18 protein-coding genes are annotated in these 22262 nt (G+C 54.4%); 13 read left to right on the top strand and 5 right to left on the bottom strand.

The features are described 5' to 3' along the window. Nucleotides 1-29: 29 nt before the first annotated feature. From pflA to ycaO, 4 genes are all read right to left on the bottom strand, one after another. On the bottom strand, nt 30-770 hold the full coding sequence (gene pflA / locus A6013_RS03320; protein ID WP_028012563.1) for a pyruvate formate lyase 1-activating protein: 741 nt from the start codon (nt 768-770) through the stop codon (nt 30-32). A 203-nt stretch (nt 771-973) separates the two neighbouring features. Further along, a complete protein-coding gene (pflB, locus tag A6013_RS03315; RefSeq protein WP_023338210.1) occupies nt 974-3256 on the bottom strand; it encodes a formate C-acetyltransferase in 2283 nt (760 codons plus the stop codon). 51 nt (nt 3257-3307) lie between these two features. Beyond that, nucleotides 3308-4165 carry a formate transporter FocA gene (gene focA, locus A6013_RS03310; RefSeq protein ID WP_028012564.1) on the bottom strand — a complete coding sequence of 286 codons (858 nt, stop codon included), beginning with the start codon at nt 4163-4165 and terminating at the stop codon, nt 3308-3310. 406 nt (nt 4166-4571) lie between these two features. Continuing rightward, a complete protein-coding gene (ycaO, locus tag A6013_RS03305; protein WP_049136587.1) occupies nt 4572-6332 on the bottom strand; it encodes a 30S ribosomal protein S12 methylthiotransferase accessory factor YcaO in 1761 nt (586 codons plus the stop codon). A gap of 127 nt (nt 6333-6459) precedes the next feature. On the opposite strand from ycaO, the gene A6013_RS03300 reads away from it, so the two are divergent. The 13 genes from A6013_RS03300 (at nt 6460) to A6013_RS03240 (ending at nt 21386) form a co-directional block, all read left to right on the top strand. Continuing rightward, nucleotides 6460-7152 carry a DUF421 domain-containing protein gene (locus A6013_RS03300; protein ID WP_028012566.1) on the top strand — a complete coding sequence of 231 codons (693 nt, stop codon included), beginning with the start codon at nt 6460-6462 and terminating at the stop codon, nt 7150-7152. A gap of 162 nt (nt 7153-7314) precedes the next feature. After that, entirely contained in the window at nt 7315-8403 is a 1089-nt protein-coding gene (serC, locus tag A6013_RS03295) for a 3-phosphoserine/phosphohydroxythreonine transaminase (protein ID WP_069732546.1), read from the top strand. 69 nt (nt 8404-8472) lie between these two features. Beyond that, complete coding sequence (gene aroA, locus A6013_RS03290) at nt 8473-9756, top strand: 3-phosphoshikimate 1-carboxyvinyltransferase (RefSeq protein ID WP_047362721.1); 1284 nt, start codon at nt 8473-8475, stop codon at nt 9754-9756. A 185-nt stretch (nt 9757-9941) separates the two neighbouring features. After that, nucleotides 9942-10625, top strand: coding sequence for a (d)CMP kinase (gene cmk, locus A6013_RS03285; RefSeq protein ID WP_013097305.1), 684 nt, complete (start codon nt 9942-9944; stop codon nt 10623-10625). Nucleotides 10626-10736: 111 nt separating this feature from the next. Beyond that, nucleotides 10737-12410: a 30S ribosomal protein S1 gene (gene rpsA / locus A6013_RS03280; protein ID WP_008499966.1), complete on the top strand. Its 1674-nt coding sequence runs from the start codon at nt 10737-10739 to the stop codon at nt 12408-12410. A gap of 170 nt (nt 12411-12580) precedes the next feature. Then, the gene (gene ihfB / locus A6013_RS03275) at nt 12581-12868 is read left to right on the top strand and encodes an integration host factor subunit beta (protein ID WP_008499965.1); all 288 of its coding nucleotides are present in this window, start codon (nt 12581-12583) and stop codon (nt 12866-12868) included. A 214-nt stretch (nt 12869-13082) separates the two neighbouring features. After that, entirely contained in the window at nt 13083-15347 is a 2265-nt protein-coding gene (locus A6013_RS03270) for a ComEC family protein (protein WP_069732545.1), read from the top strand. Nucleotides 15348-15383: 36 nt separating this feature from the next. After that, a complete protein-coding gene (gene msbA, locus A6013_RS03265; protein WP_028012570.1) occupies nt 15384-17132 on the top strand; it encodes a lipid A ABC transporter ATP-binding protein/permease MsbA in 1749 nt (582 codons plus the stop codon). Beyond that, nucleotides 17129-18106, top strand: coding sequence for a tetraacyldisaccharide 4'-kinase (lpxK, locus tag A6013_RS03260; protein ID WP_069732544.1), 978 nt, complete (start codon nt 17129-17131; stop codon nt 18104-18106). The genes msbA and lpxK overlap by 4 nt, the downstream gene beginning before the upstream one ends. Before the next feature lie 44 nt (nt 18107-18150). After that, entirely contained in the window at nt 18151-19380 is a 1230-nt protein-coding gene (locus A6013_RS03255) for a winged helix-turn-helix domain-containing protein (RefSeq protein ID WP_069732543.1), read from the top strand. Nucleotides 19381-19425: 45 nt separating this feature from the next. Beyond that, a complete protein-coding gene (gene ycaR / locus A6013_RS03250; RefSeq protein ID WP_006174474.1) occupies nt 19426-19608 on the top strand; it encodes a protein YcaR in 183 nt (60 codons plus the stop codon). Further along, nucleotides 19605-20351: a 3-deoxy-manno-octulosonate cytidylyltransferase gene (gene kdsB, locus A6013_RS03245; protein WP_069732542.1), complete on the top strand. Its 747-nt coding sequence runs from the start codon at nt 19605-19607 to the stop codon at nt 20349-20351. Before ycaR ends, kdsB begins: the two co-directional genes overlap by 4 nt. A 141-nt stretch (nt 20352-20492) precedes the next feature. Further along, nucleotides 20493-21386, top strand: coding sequence for a YcbJ family phosphotransferase (locus A6013_RS03240; RefSeq protein WP_069732541.1), 894 nt, complete (start codon nt 20493-20495; stop codon nt 21384-21386). Here A6013_RS03240 and elyC read toward each other — a convergent pair. Continuing rightward, on the bottom strand, nt 21363-22142 hold the full coding sequence (elyC, locus tag A6013_RS03235; RefSeq protein WP_028012575.1) for an envelope biogenesis factor ElyC: 780 nt from the start codon (nt 22140-22142) through the stop codon (nt 21363-21365). The genes A6013_RS03240 and elyC overlap by 24 nt on opposite strands. Nucleotides 22143-22262 lie beyond the last annotated feature (120 nt).

Genomic DNA, 22262 nt, shown 5'->3' with positions numbered 1-22262 from the left:
AAAGGCCCGGTTCTTACCGGGCCTTCTCTTTAATACATGACCTTGTGGCCGTACTGCTCAAGAATACCTTTCACGCGTTCCATCGTCTCTTTTTTCGGCGGCTTCACGCCATCAAGCTTGTACTCTTCGCCCATCGCCACCCATTTATGTTTACCCAGCTCGTGATAGGGCAGAAGCTCAATTTTCTCGACGTTGCCCATGTCGCGGGTAAATTCACCCAGGCGATGCGCGGAGTCATCGTCATCTGACCAGCCGGGAACAACAACGTAGCGGATCCAGGTTTTGATGCCTTTATCGGCGATGTATTTGGCAAACTCCAGCGTACGGTGGTTAGAAACGCCAACCAGATTCTGGTGGATCTCATCGTTCATCTGTTTGAGATCGAGCATCACCAGATCGGTCACGTCGAGCAGTTCATCAATGACCGGATCGTAGCGGCGCACAAAGCCGTTGGTGTCGAGACAGGTATGAATGCCTTCTTTATGGCAGGCGCGGAACCAGTCGCGGACAAACTCAGCCTGAAGAATAGCTTCACCGCCGGACGCGGTCACGCCACCGCCGGATGCGTTCATAAAGTGGCGGTAGGTCACCACCTCTTTCATCAGATCTTCCACGGTGACTTCTTTACCGCCGTGCGTGTCCCAGGTGTCGCGGTTATGGCAGTACAGGCAGCGCATCAGGCAGCCCTGGAAAAAGGTAATAAAGCGGATCCCCGGGCCATCGACGGTGCCACAGGATTCAAAGGAGTGAATGCGACCAATAGTTGACATTGCGGTGATATCTCCGAATTTGGCCCATCCGGGGGCCTGTGTAGTTGCACAGCTCAAAGGCTATGTCGAGTCTGTTTTGGCTGTTATCCATAAAGTATAGATAGCGGACAAAAGAGACTGGTGAAGCGAGGGTGTTAAAAAGGCCCCACTTGCGTGGAGCCTTTATTGTACGCTTTTTAACGCGTGATTTCAGTCAATTCCACTTACATGGACTGAGTGAAAGTACGGGTGATAACGTCCTGCTGCTGTTCTTTCGTCAGGGAGTTAAAACGTACTGCGTAGCCAGATACGCGGATGGTCAGCTGAGGATATTTCTCAGGATGTTCCATCGCGTCGAGCAGCATTTCACGGTTCATTACGTTCACGTTCAGGTGCTGACCACCTTCGATGGACGCTTCGTGGTGGAAGTAACCATCCATCAGACCCGCGAGGTTAGTTTTACGCACTTCGTCGTCTTTACCCAGCGCGTTTGGCACGATAGAGAAGGTGTAAGAGATACCATCTTTCGCGTAAGCAAACGGCAGTTTAGCAACGGAGGTCAGAGAAGCTACAGCACCTTTCTGGTCACGACCGTGCATTGGGTTAGCACCTGGGCCAAATGGCGCGCCAGCACGACGACCGTCTGGGGTGTTACCGGTTTTCTTACCATACACAACGTTAGAGGTGATGGTCAGAACAGACTGAGTCGGGATAGCGTTACGGTAGGTAGTGAGTTTCTGAATTTTCTTCATGAAACGTTCTACCAGGTCAACCGCCATGTCATCAACGCGAGCGTCGTTGTTACCAAACTGCGGGTATTCGCCTTCGATTTCGAAGTCTACGGCCAGGCCGTCTTCGTCACGAATTGGTTTAACTTTCGCGTATTTGATTGCAGACAGGGAGTCAGCCGCAACGGACAGACCTGCGATACCACACGCCATGGTGCGGATAACGTCACGGTCGTGCAGCGCCATCAGAGAGGCTTCGTAGCTGTACTTGTCGTGCATGTAGTGGATAACGTTCAGCGCGGTCACGTACTGCTTAGCCAGCCAGTCCATGAAGTGGTCCATGCGCTCCATGACTTCGTCATAGTTCAGCACGTCACCTTTAATTGGCTCAGACTTAGGACCAACCTGCATTTTCAGTTTTTCATCAACGCCGCCGTTGATAGCGTACAGCATGGTTTTCGCCAGGTTTGCACGCGCACCGAAGAACTGCATTTGTTTACCAACAACCATTGGGCTCACGCAGCAAGCGATAGCGTAGTCGTCGTTGTTGAAGTCCGGACGCATCAGGTCATCGTTCTCGTACTGCAGAGAAGAGGTGTCGATGGACACTTTAGCGGCGAATTTTTTGAAGTTCAGAGGCAGTTTTTCAGACCACAGAACGGTGATGTTCGGCTCCGGAGAAGGACCCATGGTGTACAGGGTGTTCAGGAAGCGGAAGCTGTTTTTGGTAACCAGCGTACGACCGTCAACGCCCATACCGCCGATAGATTCGGTTGCCCAGATTGGGTCACCAGAGAACAGCTCATCATATTCTGGGGTACGCAGGAAGCGAACCATACGCAGTTTCATGACCAGGTGGTCAATCATTTCCTGAGCGTCTTGCTCGGTGATTTTGCCTGCTTTCAGGTCACGTTCGATGTACGCATCCAGGAAGGTGGATACGCGGCCGAAGGACATTGCTGCACCGTTCTGAGACTTAACAGCGGCCAGGTAGCCGAAGTAGGTCCACTGAATAGCTTCCTGAGCGTTGGTCGCAGGACCAGAGATATCGCAGCCGTATTTAGCCGCCATCTCTTTGATCTGACCCAGCGCGCGGTGCTGTTCAGCAATTTCTTCACGCAGACGGATAGTCGCTTCCAGGTTTACGCCGTTTTCCAGGTCAGACTGCAGGGAAACGAACTGCGCGTATTTGTCTTTCATCAGGAAGTCGATACCGTACAGCGCAACGCGACGGTAGTCACCGATGATACGGCCACGGCCATAGGCATCTGGCAGACCGGTCAGAACGCCAGATTTACGGCAGTTCAGAATGTCTTTGGTATAAACATCGAATACGCCCTGGTTATGGGTTTTGCGGTATTCGGTGAAGATTTTTTTCAGCATTGGGTCCAGCTCGCGGTTATACGCTTTGCAGGAACCTTCAACCATTTTGATACCACCGAACGGGATGATGGCGCGTTTCAGTGGTGCTTCAGTCTGCAGACCAACAATTTTCTCAAGGGCTTTGTTGATGTAGCCAGCATCGTGAGAAGTGATGGTGGATGCAACGGAAGTGTCAAAATCAACTGGCGCGTGAGTGCGGTTTTCCAGTTTAACGCCTTCCATTACGCTGTCCCACAGCTTGGTGGTCGCGTCAGTTGCGCCAGCCAGGAAGGATTCGTCACCTTCATACGGGGTATAGTTTTTCTGAATGAAGTCACGGACGTTGACTTCATTCTGCCAGTCACCTTTCGCAAAACCTTCCCAGGCTGTGGCTAACTTTTCATTAAGCTCGGACATGTAACACCTACCTTCTTAAGTGGATTTTTTATTTACTGCCTGAGACAACCATTAATGATGGTCGCCGCCACGCAGGTAAATGACCCAGTATGTCAACCCAACTAACAGACCCCCACCGATAATGTTCCCGATAGTGACGGGGATCAGGTTATCAGTAATGAAATTCATAATAGTCAGGTGAGAGAAACTTTCCGGGGATGAACCAACTGCGGTCCAGAACTCCGGGCTTGCAAAGTTGCGGATAACAATCCCCATCGGGATCATGAACATATTCGCAATACTGTGCTCGAAGCCGCTGGCAACAAACATCGCAACCGGCAGAACCATAATCATGGCTTTATCCATCAGGCTACGGCCAGAGTAGCTCATCCAGACCGCCAGGCAGACCATCAGGTTTGCGAGGATGCCGAGAGCAACGGCTTCGATAAATGTGTGATGCATTTTGTGGTCAGCGGTTTGCAGGACATTAAGCCCCCAGCCACCGTTGGCGGTCATATACTCGCCAGAGAGCCACATCAACAGAACAAAGAGCAGACAGCCAATCAGGTTACCAACGTAGACGTTAAGCCAGTTGCGCGCCAGTTGACCCCAGGTAATTCTTCCGCTGGCTTTCGCCACAACAATCAGCACCGTTGAGGTGAAGAGGTCGGCGCCGCAAATGACGCAGAGAATCAGACCCAGTGAGAAGCAAATGCCGCCAATCAGTTTGGCCATGCCGAAAGGCATTCCGGCAGTACCGGTGGTGGCGGTGATGTAGAAGACGAAAGCGATAGAGATGAACACACCTGCGGTGATCGCCAGATAGAACGTCTTCATCGGGTGTTTCGTTGCTTTATAGACACCCGCTTCTTCGGCAACTTTTGCCATCGCGGCGGGGAGTAAAAGATCAAAAGGGTTGTCAGCTTTCACACTAACTCTCTCTTTATTAAGTCGGCGACGAGATACTAACAAAGCATTATAGAAGAGAAATTGATATAGATCATATCTCGCCTGGCTTATAGGCCCGCAGTATGTATGGTTTTACAACAAATGCGGAGTAAGTATTTGATTATCCGTATAAAAATAAATTTTAAAAGTTATGAAAAGAGTTGAATTTTTTCGTTCGGCCCCCTTCGAAACAGTTAATTAATATGGAGTATTTACCATAAAAAGTAACAATAAAGCCCAGGCAAATATTATTATATTTACCCGTGTTTAACTTTATTATTACAATCAACAATCATTGCCGAAGAGAATAAAAAACGGGGCAATGAAATTGCCCCGTAATATAGCCCAGACGATTGAATACGCCTACTGCCGTTAATGTTATATGCGCTTATTTTGACCAGTAAGCAGCTTTTGCTTTCTGCAGTTTTTCATAGGCTTTCAGCAGAGACTGATGCGCCGGGAAGGCTTTCAGATCGCTGTCAACCGCCTGCAGACCGTAGAACGGCTCTTCACCGCTCAGCGCCGCGCTGGCGGCTTCAACCGCTTCAGCACCGTACATACGTACGAAAGCGTTCAGATACTGCAGTGGCTCGCGATCGTCTTCCTGTGCAAGCAACAGCAGGGTTTGCAGGCAGCGGTAATAGTTGGTGCGCTCGGCGGAGAAGACCGACTGGTTAAACTCCATGGTCCATTCTGTCCAGGCCAGAGCCTGATCCAGATCGCCGCCCGCGAGGGCCAGCATCGCTTTCAGTTCACCGATGCGCAGCGTGTACCAGCCGTTGTCTTTCCCGGTCGCCAGACCCAGCAACTCGCGCACGCGGGTAAAGTCATCGTGGCCTTCATCGTCCAGCTGGGCTATCAGGTTGAGATAATCTTCTTTTTCCCACTCGCTGCCCGGCAGGGAGAGTAGGGTTTCACGCAGGTGCGCGCCCATGCTGTTGTTTGCGAGCCACAGATCTTCCGCCGGGTAGATATCGGACATGCCAGGTACGATGATGCGGCACGCGTAAACGCCCAGGTGTTCGTAGTCGGCAATGTAGACTTCCTGATCTTCGGCGTCGAAGATTGCCATCAATGTAGCGAACTCTTCTTCGGTGGTACCGGCAAAGCTCCAGTCCACGAACGGATAGTCCGCGTCCTGCTTGAACATATCCCAGGAGATCAAACCGCTGGAGTCGATGAAGTGGGTTTCGAGGTTGGTGTGCTCGGCCACTTCTTCATCGTCAAACGTTGGCGGGGTGAATACGTCGAGATCTTTCAGGCTACGGCCCTGCAGCAGCTCGGTCACGGTACGCTCCAGCGCCACGCCGAAGTCAGGGTGCGCGCCGAAGGAGGCGAAGCAGGTTCCGTTAGTCGGGTTAAACAGCACGACGCAGATAACCGGATATTTACCGCCCAGCGAGCCGTCATACGCAAAGATTGGGAAACCTTCGGCTTCCAGTTTGGCGATGGATTCCACCACGCCCGGGTAGCGCGCCAGCACGTCTGCCGGAATTTCAGGCAGGCTGATGGATTCGGCAATAATGCGGTTTTTGATATGACGCTCGAAGACTTCAGAGAGACCCTGCACGCGCGCTTCATTGCGGGTGTTACCGGCGGACATACCGTTAGACACATACAGGTTGCCGACGATGTTCATCGGGATATAGACGGTCTGCTCGTCAGACTGACGGGTGAACGGCAGGGCGCAGATCCCACGCTCTTCATTCCCAGACTGCAGATCGATCAGCATGCTGGCGGTCAGTTCGTTTTCCGGATCGTAGAAGGCACGCAGACGGCCATCCAGAATGCCTTCCGGCAGTTCATCGTCTTCGGTCAGCGGGAACCATTTTTCGTTCGGATAGTGAACGAACGGGCCGTTGGCGATGGTTTCACCCAGCCAGAAGTCAGCGAAGAAATAGTTGGTGGACAGACGCTCAAAATACTCACCCAGCGCAGAGGCCAGTGCCGCTTTTTTCGTCGCACCTTTACCGTTGGTAAAGCAGAGCGCGCAGTCTTTGTCGCGAATGTGCACGGACCAGACGTGAGGCACCGGGTTCAGCCAGGAGGCTTCTTCGATGTTAAAGCCCAGGTCGGTCAGTTTCTGCTGGAAGCGAGCGATGGAATCTTCCAGAGCGGCGTCTTTGCCGGGGATAAACGTTTGAGTCATGGCGTTCACTTTTATCGTACGTAAAGCGCGCAATGATACGGGTTTTGCGTGACGGGTGCTATCTCCGGCGAAAATAAATGGCTGGGCTATGCTTAGTAGCAGTAACTGACTGTTAAGGCATAGAAAAATGAAAGCATTTGATCTCCAGCGGATGGCGTTTGATAAAGTTCCACCTGAATTTCTGGGCGAAGTGGCGCTGCGCAGCCTGTATACCTTCGTACTCGTCTTCCTGTTTCTCAAAATTACCGGTCGTCGTGGCGTTCGTCAGATGTCGCTGTTTGAAGTGCTGATCATCCTGACGCTGGGCTCGGCGGCGGGGGACGTCGCGTTTTATGACGACGTGCCGATGGTGCCGGTGTTTATCGTTTTTGTTTCCCTCGCCTTGCTTTACCGGCTGGTGATGTGGCTGATGTCAAAAAGTGAAAAGCTGGAAGATCTGCTTGAAGGGAAACCGGTCGTAATTGTCGAGGACGGTCAGCTGGCCTGGGAAAATGTGCAAAGCGCCAATATGACCGAGTTTGAGTTCTTTATGGAGCTGCGCCTGAATAGCGTTGAACAGCTCGGACAGGTGCGGCTGGCGATCATGGAAACCAATGGGCAAATCAGCGTCTATTACTATGCTGATGACGACGTTAAGCCCGGCCTGTGTATCCTGCCGGATATGTTAGTAGAACGGTTCAGGGTGATACCTGAAACCGGGGAGTATGCATGTATAAAATGTAGTCATGTTGTGGGGATGCATGCGGGCGATCATCAATTATGCCCTCGTTGTGCAAATCCGGAATGGACAAAGGTTAGCCGGGCTAAACGCCTCGTCTGACAGCGATTTTGTCGGTTTTGTGACGACGAGGCGGCAGATTGTTTTGTGTGACGAAGGGCACATTTCCCCGGTCATAAGTTTTAGACATTGCGGCGCGTGTCACTGAATGATAAAACCGATATCCACAGTTATAACTTATGGCTTTTAGCGTGGTGAGGGGAAATGGCTCAAGTTTTTAATTTCAGTTCAGGTCCGGCAATGTTACCGGCAGACGTACTCAAACAGGCTCAACAGGAACTGTGTGACTGGAACGGTCTGGGTACGTCGGTGATGGAAATCAGCCACCGTGGTAAAGCGTTTATTCAGGTGGCGGAAGAGGCAGAAAAGGATTTTCGCGATCTGCTGAACATTCCCTCGAACTACAAAGTATTGTTCTGCCACGGCGGTGGACGCGGTCAGTTTGCGGGCATCCCGCTCAATCTGCTGGGCGACAAAACCACCGCTGATTATGTCGATGCCGGCTACTGGGCAGCCAGTGCGTTAAAAGAAGCGCACAAATACTGCACGCCGAACGTTATCGACGCCAAAGTGACCGTTGACGGTCTGCGCGCCGTGAAGCCGATGAGCGAGTGGCAGCTGTCTGACAACGCCGCGTATCTCCACTACTGCCCGAACGAAACCATCGACGGCATCGCCATTCACGAAGAGCCAGACTTTGGCGACAATGTCATTGTGACGGCGGACTTCTCTTCAACCATTCTGTCCACTCCGCTGGACGTCAGCCGCTACGGCGTCATTTACGCAGGTGCTCAGAAAAACATCGGTCCTGCTGGGCTGACTATTGTCATCGTCCGTGAAGACCTGCTGGGGAAAGCCCATAAGTCCTGCCCGTCAATCCTGGATTACACCGTCCTGAATGACAACGACTCCATGTTCAACACCCCACCTACGTTTGCCTGGTATCTCTCCGGCCTGGTCTTCAAATGGCTGAAGCAAAACGGCGGCGTGGCGCAGATGGACAAGATCAATCAGCAGAAAGCCGAACTGCTGTACGGCACGATCGACAAGAGCGATTTCTACCGTAACGATGTGGCGAAAGCGAACCGTTCCCGCATGAACGTACCGTTCCAGCTGGCAGACAGCAGCCTGGACAGCGTGTTCCTGGAAGAGTCGTTCGCGGCGGGTCTGCACGCGCTGAAAGGCCATCGTGTGGTTGGCGGGATGCGTGCTTCCATTTATAACGCCATGCCGCTGGAAGGCGTTAACGCCCTGACCGATTTCATGATCGACTTCGAACGTCGTCACGGTTAATTTGCTGTTTTTCACCCCCGCAGCATCCCTGCGGGGTTTTTATTATGTTGAGTTGAGAGTTTAGTTTTCATGGAATCCCTGACGTTACAACCTATCGCGCGGGTAGATGGCACCATCAATCTGCCTGGTTCAAAAAGTGTCTCGAACCGCGCTCTGCTGCTGGCAGCTCTGGCAAACGGCACCACCGTCCTCACCAACCTGCTGGACAGCGATGACGTGCGCCATATGCTCAATGCGCTGAAAGCGTTGGGCGTTCATTACACACTCTCTGACGATCGCACCCGCTGCGAAGTGACCGGCAACGGCGGCGCGCTGCAGGCGAGTGAAGAGCTTGAGCTGTTTCTGGGTAACGCGGGTACCGCGATGCGTCCGCTGGCGGCAGCCCTGTGCCTCGGGAGCAATAACATCGTGCTGACCGGCGAGCCGCGCATGAAGGAACGTCCGATCGGCCATCTGGTAGATGCCCTGCGTCAGGGCGGCGCGCAGATTGAGTATCTGGAGCAGGAAAATTACCCGCCACTGCGTCTGCGCGGGGGCTTTACCGGCGGTACCGTCGAGGTTGACGGCAGCGTCTCCAGCCAGTTCCTGACGGCGCTGCTGATGACCGCGCCGCTGGCCCCGCAGGATACGGTTATTACGATTAAAGGTGAGCTGGTCTCCAAACCGTATATTGATATTACGCTGCATCTGATGAAAACCTTCGGCGTTGAGGTTGAAAACCAGTCTTATCAGCGTTTCGTGGTTCGCGGCGCGCAGCAGTACCAGTCGCCGGGCAACTACCTGGTTGAAGGCGATGCTTCATCCGCATCCTATTTCCTTGCCGCTGGCGCGATTAAAGGCGGTACGGTAAAAGTGACCGGCATTGGCCGCAACAGCGTGCAGGGCGATATTCGTTTTGCTGACGTGCTCGAAAAAATGGGCGCGGTTGTCACCTGGGGGGATGATTTCATCTCCTGTACCCACGGTGAGCTGAACGCCATCGACATGGACATGAACCATATCCCGGATGCGGCGATGACCATTGCCACGGCGGCGCTGTTTGCCAAAGGCACCACCACGCTGCGCAACATCTATAACTGGCGCGTAAAAGAGACGGACCGCCTGTTCGCGATGGCAACCGAGCTGCGTAAAGTCGGCGCTGAGGTAGAAGAGGGCGAAGATTACATTCGCGTTACCCCTCCGGCAAAACTGAACTTTGCTGAAATCGGGACCTATAACGATCACCGTATGGCGATGTGTTTCTCGCTGGTGGCGCTGTCCGATACCCCTGTGACCATTCTCGATCCGAAATGTACGGCGAAAACCTTCCCGGACTATTTCGAACAGCTGGCGCGCATTAGCACCCTGGCATGATGAAGTCTTGCCGCATCACCTGATGCGGCATTTCCTTACGCTTCCTGACGATCTTTCCCGCTCATTTCTTCTACACTCTGCTTCTATCATTCCGTAATTTGCACGCAAAGGTAACAGTTGCGCACGTTGGCGCGTATAATGCGCGGCGTTCATGTTAACGGTATGCCTTATTTAAGGAGAAAAAGATGACGGCAGTTGCCCCGGTAATCACCATTGATGGGCCGAGTGGCGCAGGGAAAGGTACTCTGTGCAAAGCGATGGCGGAAGCATTGCAATGGCATCTTTTAGATTCGGGAGCAATCTATCGCGTGCTGGCGCTGGCTGCGCTGCATCATCACGTGGATGTCGCCTCTGAAGAAGCGCTGGTACCGCTGGCTGCGCATCTGGATGTGCGTTTTGTTTCTACCGATGGCAACCTGGAAGTGATCCTGGAAGGGGAAGACGTGAGCGGCGAGATCCGTACGCAGGAAGTCGCTAATGCGGCCTCCCAGGTGGCGGCTTTCCCACGCGTTCGTGAGGCGCTGCTGCGTCGCCAGCGAGCGTTTCGTGAAGCCCCGGGTCTGATCGCTGATGGACGCGACATGGGAACCGTGGTCTTCCCTGATGCGCCAGTAAAAATCTTCCTTGACGCCTCTTCGGAAGAACGTGCTCAACGCCGTATGCTTCAGTTGCAGGAAAAGGGGTTTAGTGTTAACTTTGATCGCCTTTTATCCGAGATAAAAGAGCGCGATGACCGCGATCGTAACCGCGCCGTCGCACCGCTTGTTCCTGCAGAAGATGCATTAGTTCTGGATTCAACCAGTTTAACTATTGAGCAAGTGATTGAAAAAGCGCTACAATATGCGCGCCAAAAACTGGCACTCGCGTAATCGCGACCGATTTAGCAGTACCCCCGCTGCAATGGATTGACGGCGGGTATGTGAAACAACCCCATCCGGCACGGAGCCAGGTGGACGTTAATATTAACCTGAAGATTAAACATGACTGAATCTTTTGCTCAACTGTTTGAAGAATCCTTAAAAGAAATCGAAACCCGTCCGGGTTCCATCGTTCGCGGTGTTGTTGTTGCTATCGACAAAGACGTAGTACTGGTTGACGCCGGTCTGAAATCTGAGTCCGCCATTCCGGCTGAGCAGTTCAAAAACGCCCAGGGCGAGCTGGAAATCCAGGTTGGTGACGAAGTTGACGTTGCTCTGGACGCAGTAGAAGACGGCTTCGGCGAAACCCTGCTGTCTCGTGAGAAAGCTAAACGTCACGAAGCATGGATCACGCTGGAGAAAGCTTACGAAGAAGCTGAAACTGTGGTCGGTGTTATCAACGGCAAAGTTAAAGGTGGCTTCACTGTTGAGCTGAATGGTATTCGTGCGTTCCTGCCAGGTTCACTGGTAGACGTTCGTCCAGTCCGTGACACCCTGCACCTCGAAGGCAAAGAGCTTGAGTTCAAAGTAATCAAGCTGGACCAGAAGCGTAACAACGTTGTTGTTTCCCGTCGTGCCGTTATCGAATCCGAAAACAGCGCAGAACGCGATCAGCTGCTGGAAAACCTGCAGGAAGGCATGGAAGTCAAAGGTATCGTTAAGAACCTCACTGACTACGGCGCATTCGTTGACCTGGGCGGCGTTGATGGCCTGCTGCACATCACCGACATGGCGTGGAAACGCGTTAAGCACCCAAGCGAAATCGTGAACGTGGGCGACGAAATCACTGTTAAAGTGCTGAAGTTCGACCGCGAGCGTACTCGTGTATCCCTCGGCCTGAAACAGCTGGGCGAAGATCCATGGGTAGCTATCGCTAAGCGTTACCCAGAAGGTACTAAACTGACTGGTCGCGTAACCAACCTGACCGACTACGGCTGCTTCGTTGAAATCGAAGAAGGCGTTGAAGGCCTGGTGCACGTTTCCGAAATGGACTGGACCAACAAAAACATCCACCCATCCAAAGTTGTTAACGTTGGTGATGTAGTGGAAGTGATGGTTCTGGATATCGACGAAGAACGTCGTCGTATCTCCCTGGGCCTGAAGCAGTGCAAAAACAACCCATGGCAGCAGTTCGCGGAAACCCACAACAAGGGCGACCGTGTTGAAGGTAAAATCAAGTCTATCACTGACTTCGGTATCTTCATCGGCCTGGACGGCGGCATCGATGGCCTGGTTCACCTGTCTGACATCTCCTGGAACGTTGCAGGCGAAGAAGCAGTTCGTGAATACAAAAAAGGCGACGAAATCGCTGCAGTTGTTCTGCAGGTTGACGCAGAGCGTGAGCGTATCTCCCTGGGCGTTAAACAGCTCGCAGAAGATCCGTTCAACAACTGGGTTGCACTGAACAAGAAAGGCGCAATCGTAAACGGTAAAGTGACTGCAGTTGACGCTAAAGGCGCAACCGTAGAACTGGCTGACGGCGTTGAAGGTTACCTGCGCGCTTCTGAAGCTTCACGTGACCGCGTTGAAGATGCCACTCTGGTTCTGAACGTAGGCGACGACGTTGAAGCTAAGTTCACCGGTGTTGACCGTAAGAACCGTGCAATCAGCCTGTCTGTTCGTGCTAAAGACGAAGCTGATGAGAAAGATGCAATCGCAACTGTTAACAAACAGGAAGATGCAAACTTCTCTAACAACGCAATGGCTGAAGCTTTCAAAGCAGCTAAAGGCGAGTAATATCAGGTTCTCAGCATCATTTGAGCTGTAACGCATTTACAGCGCGAAGGATGATGAGCAGACTTGACAGATTGCAGGATTCGTCCTGTAATCAATAACAAAGGGCGGCTACGGCCGCCCTTGTTTAATGAGCTGTTCAGCTAATTGGTTTGAAAGGAACCGGAGGAATCATGACCAAGTCAGAATTGATTGAAAGACTTGCCAGTCAGCAACCGCATATCCCTGCCAAGGCAGTGGAAGATGCCGTAAAAGAGATGCTGGAGCATATGGCCTCCACTCTTGCCCAGGGCGAGCGCATTGAAATCCGCGGTTTCGGTAGTTTTTCTCTGCACTATCGTGCTCCACGTACCGGGCGTAACCCGAAAACTGGTGATAAAGTCGAGCTGGAAGGGAAGTACGTTCCACACTTTAAGCCGGGTAAAGAACTGCGCGATCGCGCCAATATTTACGGCAACTGAGTTTAGCCAGCCGGTTAAACTGGGTTCGAAAGAAAGCACCTGCGGGTGCTTTTTTTGTCTCCGTCACTTTCATTCTGAAGGTGTCTCGCATTTTAAGTCGCGTTTTCTGCAACGCGCTAAAAACCTTGCAGCGTTTGCTGTAGATTGTATTTTTCACACCTGACACCCCGCTCGATCTGCCCGCATACTGCCACCCAGAAACAGGGAGGTAGCAATGGGAATTCCCGCTTTAGGTATCTGCGCCATTCTGGCGATAGCCCCGTTACTCTGGCTACCTGAACTGCCATCGCGTTATACCATCTGGATAATGATGGCTGGCGGGGTTGCACTGGCCGCACGCCAAAACGTACGGCTGAAGTATGTGGGGATGACGCTGTTATTTTGCGTGTGGGGCATTCTGGCCGCGCAAGAGAGCGTCTGGCCGATGCAGCATTTAACCGCAGGTGCCGTGCAGGCCGAGGTGGAGGTCGCCGCGACTGATGGTGCCACTGTGCATCAGGGAAAAATACTCACCGTTGATGGCCAGCGCTGGTGGGCGTCAACGGGCGTCACGCTTTATGGTCATTATCTGCCGCAGAAAGCGTGTGCCGGTCAGCGCTGGGCGATGACGCTCCGGCTCAGGCCTGTACACGGCGAACTGAATGACGGAGGGTATGACCCCCAGCGCAGCGCTATTGCCCGCCATCAAACGCTAAGTGGGCGTTTTACCCATGCAGAACTCATCGATGGACGCTGCAGCCTGCGAGCGCAATACCTGACATCGCTGCAAAACCGACTTTCAGTTTATCGCTGGGGCGCGGTTATCCTCGGGCTGGGCATGGGAGAACGTCTTAATGTCCCCAGGGAAATAAAAGACCTGATGCGTGAAACCGGCACGCTGCATCTGATGGCGATTTCGGGTCTGCATATCGCGCTGGCGGCCTCCATCGTCTGGTTTCTTGTGCGCGGGCTTCAGTTTTTATTACCTTGCCATCGGGTCAACTGGCAAATGCCTCTGCTGGCGGGGTTATTCTTTGCTGCTTTCTACGCCTGGCTGACCGGTCTGCAACCGCCCGCGCTACGCACGGTTATCGCACTTGCTGTACTGGCGGCGCTGCGGATCGGTTCCAGGCAATGGTCTCCATGGCAGGTGTGGATCTGCTGTGTCGCGGCGATCCTGATAAGCGATCCCTTAGCCATACTTTCGCAGAGTCTGCTTTTGTCTGCATTTGCCGTCGCCGCGCTGATTTTCTGGTTTCAGTGGTTGCCGCTTCCTCACTGGCAGTGGGCTCGCCGGATACGTCCGCTGCTGAACCTTGTCTATCTGCAGGTCGGCATGCTGTTACTTCTCATGCCGCTACAGGTTCTGATTTTCCATGGCTTTAGCATTTCATCGTTGATCGCCAATTTCTTTGCCGTGCCGTTGGTGACGTTTGTCTGCGTACCGCTGATTTTACTCGGCATGCTGCTCCATCTGCTGCCGCTGGCGGGGCTGGAAAGCGGCATCTGGTATGCAGCCGATAAGACGCTTGCCGGGTTGTTCTGGTTGCTGATGCGCCTGCCAGACGGCTGGCAGAGTGTGGACCAGCGCTGGCAGTACATGACGTTACTGCCGTGGCTTATCCTCATCGGCTGGCGTTTCCGTGCCTGGAAAACCGTTCCTGCCGTTTGTCTGGCGGGATGTGTCTTGCTGGCTTCTCCCCTCTGGCGGACGGCGAAAAGCGACGCCTGGACGCTCCATATGCTGGACGTGGGGCAGGGACTGGCAATGGTTATTGAACGACAGGGAAAAGCCATTCTTTACGATACCGGGCTTGCCTGGCCGGGCGGGGATAGTGCACAGCGGTTAATTATTCCATGGCTGCGCTGGCATCATCTGCAGCCGGAAGGCGTTATTCTCAGCCATGAGCATCTCGACCATGCGGGAGGCCTTGTATCGCTGCAAAAAACATGGCCCGAAATGTGGGTAAGAAGTCCGTTGCACCAGACCGGGCATCGTCCCTGCTTTCGCGGGCAAAGATGGCAATGGCAGGGGTTAACGTTCACCGTCCACTGGCCCACTGAAAATTATCCGGCTCAGGGTAACAATCACTCCTGCGTGGTAAAAATTGACGACGGCGAGCAGAGCGTTCTGCTGACGGGAGACATTGAAGCACAGGCAGAACAGGCTATGCTTAGCCATTACTGGCAGCATCTGACGTCCACCCTCATACAGGTACCTCATCACGGCAGCAATACCTCGTCGTCATTGCCGCTGGTACAGCGGGTTGAGGGGCTGATAGCTCTGGATTCAGCGGCCCGCTATAACGCATGGCGATTCCCGTCTGCTAAAGTAGTCCGGCGCTATCGAAAAGAGGGATATATCTGGCACGATACCCCCCATTCCGGGCAAATATCGGTGACATTTTCGCACCATCGCTGGCAAATCCGGCGCGTGCGGGATCAATTTTTACCCCCCTGGTATCATCAGTGGTTTGGCGCGCCCGTAGATAACGGGTAGAATATGCGGCTATTTCAACAAATGCTGGTTTTTTGAATGCATAACGACAAAGATCTCTCCACGTGGCAAACCTTCCGCCGACTCTGGCCGATGATTGCTCCCTTTAAAGCAGGCCTGATCGTGGCGGGTGTAGCGTTAATCCTCAACGCAGCCAGCGATACTTTTATGTTATCGCTCCTCAAACCGTTACTGGACGACGGTTTTGGTAAAACGGATCGCTCAGTGTTGCTATGGATGCCTCTGGTGGTTATCGGGCTGATGATCTTACGTGGTATCACCAGCTATATCTCCAGCTACTGCATTTCCTGGGTTTCCGGGAAAGTGGTTATGACCATGCGCCGTCGTCTGTTCAGCCACATGATGGGCATGCCGGTCTCATTCTTTGACAAGCAATCCACCGGGACGCTGCTGTCTCGTATTACCTACGATTCAGAGCAGGTTGCCTCCTCCTCTTCAAGCGCGCTGATTACCGTCGTGCGCGAAGGAGCGTCGATCATCGGTCTGTTTGCAATGATGTTCTATTACAGCTGGCAGCTGTCGCTGATCCTTATCGTGCTGGCACCGGTCGTGTCCATTGCTATCCGCGTTGTCTCAAAGCGCTTCCGCAATATCAGTAAGAATATGCAGAACACCATGGGGCAGGTGACGACCAGCGCAGAACAGATGCTGAAAGGGCACAAAGAAGTGTTGATCTTCGGCGGTCAGGAAGTTGAAACCAAACGCTTTGACAAAGTCAGCAACAAAATGCGTCTGCAGGGGATGAAGATGGTCTCGGCCTCTTCCATCTCTGACCCGATCATTCAGCTGATTGCCTCACTGGCGCTGGCGTTCGTTCTTTATGCGGCAAGCTTCCCGAGCGTAATGGAGACGCTGACGGCGGGTACTATCACCGTAGTCTTCTCCTCGATGATTGCCCTGATGCGCCCGCTAAAATCCCTGACGAACGTGAACGCCCAGTTCCAGCGCGGGATGGCCGCCTGCCAGACGCTGTTCAGCATTCTGGATTCTGAACAGGAAAAAGACGAAGGTACACGCGAGGTAGAGCGCGCGCGTGGCGACGTGGAGTTCCGCAACGTGACCTTCACCTATCCAGGCCGCGAAACGCCGGCTCTGCGCAATATCAACCTGACGATTCCGGCAGGTAAAACCGTTGCGCTGGTAGGCCGCTCCGGCTCCGGTAAATCCACCATTGCAAGCCTCATCACTCGTTTCTACGATATTAACGAAGGTGAGATCCTGCTGGATGGTCACGATCTGCGGGAGTACACCCTGCAGTCGCTGCGTAACCAGGTTGCGCTGGTTTCTCAGAACGTGCATCTCTTCAACGATACGGTTGCCAACAACATTGCTTATGCGCGCACTGACGAGTACAGCCGTGAGCAGATTGAGAACGCCGCGCGTATGGCGTATGCAATGGACTTTATCAACAAGATGGATAACGGTCTGGACACGATAATCGGTGAAAACGGGGTACTGCTCTCCGGCGGTCAGCGCCAGCGTATCGCCATTGCGCGCGCGCTGCTGCGCGATAGCCCGATACTGATCCTGGACGAAGCAACCTCTGCACTGGATACGGAATCTGAACGCGCGATTCAGTCGGCGCTGGATGAACTGCAAAAGAACCGTACGTCGCTGGTGATTGCGCACCGTCTGTCCACTATTGAGCAGGCAGATGAGATCGTCGTGGTTGAGGACGGCATCATTGTTGAACGCGGAAGCCATGCCGATCTGCTGGAACATCGTGGCGTTTACGCCCAGCTTCATAAGATGCAGTTCGGCGAATGATTGCACGCATCTGGTCCGGTGAATCCCCGCTGTGGCTGCTGCTTTTGCCGCTCTCCTGGCTGTACGGCCTGGTGAGCGGCATTATTCGCCTGTTTTACCGTCTGGGGATCAAGCATGCCTGGCGCGCGCCGGTTCCGGTAGTCGTGGTGGGTAACCTCACGGCGGGCGGCAACGGCAAAACGCCAGTGGTGATCTGGCTGGTGGAGCAGTTGCAAAAACGCGGCATCCGCCCCGGCGTGGTGTCGCGTGGGTATGGTGGTAAAGCGGCGCACTACCCATTGCTGCTGTCGGCGGAAACCACGACCGCAGAAGCGGGTGATGAGCCAGTATTGATTTTCCAGCGTACCGGCGCGCCGGTTGCGGTCTCCCCGGTGCGCAGCGACGCCGTGCAGGCGCTGCTTGCCGCGCATGCAGTACAAATCATTATTACTGACGATGGCCTGCAGCATTACGCTCTGGCGCGTGATAAAGAGATTGTAGTTATCGACGGCGTGCGTCGTTTCGGCAACGGCTGGTGGCTGCCCGCTGGCCCCATGCGTGAACGCGCTTCGCGTCTGAAGTCCGTTGATGCGGTGATTGTTAACGGTGGTGAAGCCGAGGCGGGTGAAATTCCTATGCGTCTGTTACCGGGAATGGCGGTCAACCTGGTGACGGGTGAACGCCGGGCGGTTGCAGAACTGCCTTCGCTGGTGGCAATGGCGGGTATTGGTCATCCGCCGCGCTTCTTCGCGACGCTGGAGCAGTGTGGCGCCCGGCTGGAAAAACGCGTTCCGCTGGCTGACCATCAGGCGCTGGTGGCAGAGCAGGTTGAGGCGCTTACCGCGCCTGGCCAGACGCTCATTATGACCGAAAAAGATGCGGTGAAATGCCGTGCCTTTGCGAAAGAAAACTGGTGGTATCTGCCGGTTGACGCTGAACTCAGCGGCGAACAGCCGGAACAATTGCTCAAGGAACTGATTGCGTTGGTGCAGTAGAGGCTTACGCGGTTCTGGTGGCGCTTTGACTGACAGGAAAACGCATGTCTTTACCGCAACTCTCGCTTTCAGCCGCACGTCATTTACACCTTGCCGCGCAGGGGCTGCTCAAAAAGCCCCGTCGCCGCGCGCAGCCTGCCGATATCCTCTCTACCGTCCAGCGCATGTCGCTGCTCCAAATCGACACCATTAACATTGTCGCCCGTAGCCCTTACCTGGTGCTGTTTAGCCGCCTGGGGAGTTATCCTCCGCAGTGGCTGGATGAGGCGCTCTCCAAAGGGGAGCTGATGGAGTACTGGGCCCACGAAGCCTGCTTCCTGCCCCGTAGCGATTTCGCCCTGGTACGTCACCGTATGCTTGCTCCGGAAAAGATGGGATGGAAATACCGGCATGCGTGGATGGAGGAACATGAGGCCGAAATAGAGCAGCTTATCAGCCATATTCAGGAAAACGGCCCCGTTCGATCCGCCGATTTTGAACATCCGCGCAAAGGTGCAGGCGGATGGTGGGAGTGGAAGCCGCACAAGCGTCATCTTGAAGGGTTGTTCACGTCAGGCAAAGTCATGGTCATTGAACGGCGTAATTTTCAGCGCGTTTATGATCTGACGCATCGCGTGATGCCTCACTGGGACGACGAGCGGGATCTGCTTACTCAGGAGGCGGCCGAGGCCATCATGCTGGAGAACAGCGCCCGCAGCCTGGGCATTTTCCGTCCGCAATGGCTGGCAGACTATTACCGCCTCCGTCAGCCTGCGCTGAAGCCTCTGCTGGAGATGTGGCAGCGCGAACAGCGAGTTATTCCCGTCATGGTGGAAACGCTGGGAGAAATGTGGCTGCATGCGGATCTTGTCCCTCTGCTGCCCGAGGCGCTGGAGGGGAAACTCCGGGCGACCCACAGCGCGGTATTGTCGCCGTTCGACCCGGTTGTCTGGGACAGAAAACGCGCCGAGCAGCTGTTTGACTTCAGCTACCGGCTGGAATGCTATACCCCGGCGCCAAAGCGGCAATACGGCTACTTTGGTTTACCGCTGCTGCACAAGGGACAACTGGTCGGGCGCATGGATGCCAAAATGCACCGCAAGACCGGCACGCTTGAAGTCATTGCCCTTTATCTGCAAGAGGGCATCAGGGTCACGGCGAGCCTGGAAAAAGGGTTAACGTCCGCCATTAGCGAGTTCGCGCGCTGGCAGGAGGCTCGCGACGTAACGCTTGGCCGGGTACCTGACGGGTTATTCACATCCTGTCGAAGTGGCTGGGAAACAGGCACGCCCTGAAAAGGGAATGTGTTAAGCTTTAGCGATTACCCATACGGAGGAACTATGGATCACCGTTTACTTGAAATTATTGCCTGCCCGGTATGCAACGGCAAACTTTACTACAGCCAGGACAAACAGGAGCTGATCTGCAAGCTGGACAGTCTGGCCTTCCCGCTGCGTGACGGCATTCCGGTACTGCTGGAAAATGAAGCCCGTTCCCTGGTGGCAGAAGAGAGCAAACCATGAGTTTTGTTGTCATTATTCCTGCACGTTATGCCTCAACGCGTCTGCCGGGTAAACCGCTGGTAGATATCAACAGCAAGCCGATGATTGTGCATGTCCTTGAGCGGGCGCGTGAGTCCGGTGCCGACCGCATTATCGTTGCAACCGATCATCCTGATGTCGCCCGTGCGGTTGAGGCCGCAGGCGGTGAGGTGTGCATGACCCGCGCCGATCACCAGTCCGGCACCGAGCGTCTGGCGGAAGTGGTTGAGAAATGTGGTTTCAGTGACGATACGGTCATCGTCAACGTGCAGGGCGACGAGCCGATGATCCCGGCCGTTATTATCCGTCAGGTGGCGGAAAACCTGGCGCAGCGTCAGGTCGGTATGGCGACGCTCGCGGTGCCTATTCACCATGCTGAAGAGGTATTCAATCCGAATGCGGTGAAGGTGGTGATGGATGCCGAAGGCTATGCGCTCTATTTCTCCCGCGCTACGATTCCATGGGATCGCGATCGCTTTGCGCTCTCTAAAGAGACCATCGGTGATTCTTTCCTGCGTCATATTGGGATCTACGGCTATCGCGCCGGCTTTATTCGTCGCTATGTAGCCTGGGCGCCGAGCCCGCTGGAGCATATCGAAATGCTGGAGCAGCTTCGCGTGCTCTGGTATGGCGAAAAAATCCACGTTGCCGTTGCCCGCGAAGTACCGGGAACGGGCGTTGATACGCCGGAAGATCTTGAGCGCGTCCGCGCCGAGTTGCGCTAATCCCGCCTGCATCCCTCCTTTCGGAGGGATGTCCTCTCCCCGCAAATTCCCCTTTCTTTACCCTAATTGATCTCTTCCGGGTGACATCTTCACGCTGTGCGCTCATTATAAAAGCAGTAGTATTAATGGGGGTAATCTCATATGGAACAGCTGCGTGCCGAACTTAGCCATCTGCTGGGTGAGAAGTTAAGCCGGGTCGAATGCGTGAGTGAAAAGGTCGATACCGCGCTCTGGTCGTTGTATGACGGCCAGGGCAACCCGATGCCGCTGATGGCACGAAGCTTCTCGTCGCCGGGCGTCGCCAGGCAGCTTGCCTGGAAAATGTCGATGCTGGCACGGGAGGGAACCGTCCGTATGCCGACTGTGTACGGCGTAATGACCCACGAGGAACATCCCGGCCCGGACGTACTGCTGATTGAGCGTTTACGCGGTGTGCCGGTAGAAGCGCCCGCGCGTACGCCGGAACGCTGGGAACAGCTGAAAGACCAGATTGTTGAGGCGCTGCTGGCCTGGCACCGACAGGATAGCCGCGGGCTTGTTGGTCCGGTTGACAGCACCCAGGAAAACCTGTGGCCGCTGTGGTATCGCCAGCGGGTGGAAGTGCTGTGGGGGACGCTTAACCAGTTCAACAATACCGGTTTGACCATGCAGGACAAACGTATTCTGTTTCGCACCCGCGAGTGCTTACCGGCGCTGTTCGACGGCTTTAACGACAACTGCGTGCTGATCCACGGCAATTTTACTCTGCGCAGTATGCTCAAAGACTCCCGCAGCGATCAGCTCCTGGCGATGCTAGGGCCGGGGATCATGCTCTGGGCACCGCGGGAATATGAGCTGTTCAGGCTCAGCGACAGCGGGGCGGCGGAAGGTTTACTGTGGCACTACCTTCAACGCGCGCCCGTTGCAGAGGAGTTTCTCTGGCGTCGCTGGCTTTATCTGCTCTGGGATGAAGTGGCGCAGCTGGTCAACACCGGACGTTTCAATCGCGCCAACTTCGATCTGGCGGCTAAATCACTCTTGCCCTGGCTCGCCTGACGAGCCTTTCAGCCACTGCCAGAGGCGTCCGAGCGTCTCGTAGCCAACGCGATCGCTATGCATCAACCACATCGGAGAGGGGATCACCCGTTCCCATGGGTTGAGCGGCGCGCTGATGGCCATCTGGTTTGCCGGTGCGGGAAGCGGGTGCAAACCTTGCTTCTCGAAGAAAATCATCGCTCTTGGCAGGTGCGAGGCGGAGGTCACCAGTAAGAACGGAACATCGCCAATCGCCTGCTTCACCGCGGCAGCCTCTTCCTCGGTATCCTTTGGGCTGTCCAGCGTGATGATAGAGGAACGCGGTACGCCGAGCGATTCCGCGATTCTGGCCCCCGCTTCAGCCGTACTCACCGGGTTGGTTTTGGCCGCTGCGCCGGTGAAGATCATTTTTGATCCCGGATTCGCCAGCCACAGGCGAATACCTTCGTTTAGCCGTGGCAGGCTGTTGTTGATCAGGTTCGAACTGGGGGCCCAGTCAGGGTCCCAGGTATACCCGCCGCCCAGCACAACGATGTAATCAACTTTCTGGTTTCCCTGCCACGTAGGGTACCTGTTTTCGATGGGGCGCAGCAGTCCATCCGCCACTGGCTGCAGGCTCAGCAGCAGCAGGACCAGCCAGCCGAACGTAATAAGCGTTTTGCCACTCTTCTGAAAGCGACTAAACCACACCAGCGCCAGCCCCAGCGCGATGATGATAAGCAGCAGCGGAAGGGGAAGCATCATCCCTCCAACGTATTTCTTAAGGGTAAAAAGCATCCTTTTTGGTTCCTTTTTTGACCATACAGCAGATGATTACCGGTGATATTACACCAGAGAGGTTCATTCTCCGCGCGGGTGTGACAAAATAGCAGTTTTGCAGTTAGCGAGTGGAACTCT

The sequence above is a fragment of the Enterobacter sp. IF2SW-B1 genome (assembly GCF_001743375.1).
In the GTDB taxonomy this organism is placed as follows: Bacteria; Pseudomonadota; Gammaproteobacteria; order Enterobacterales; family Enterobacteriaceae; genus Enterobacter; species Enterobacter bugandensis.
This window is presented reverse-complemented; position numbering and strand designations above follow the sequence as displayed.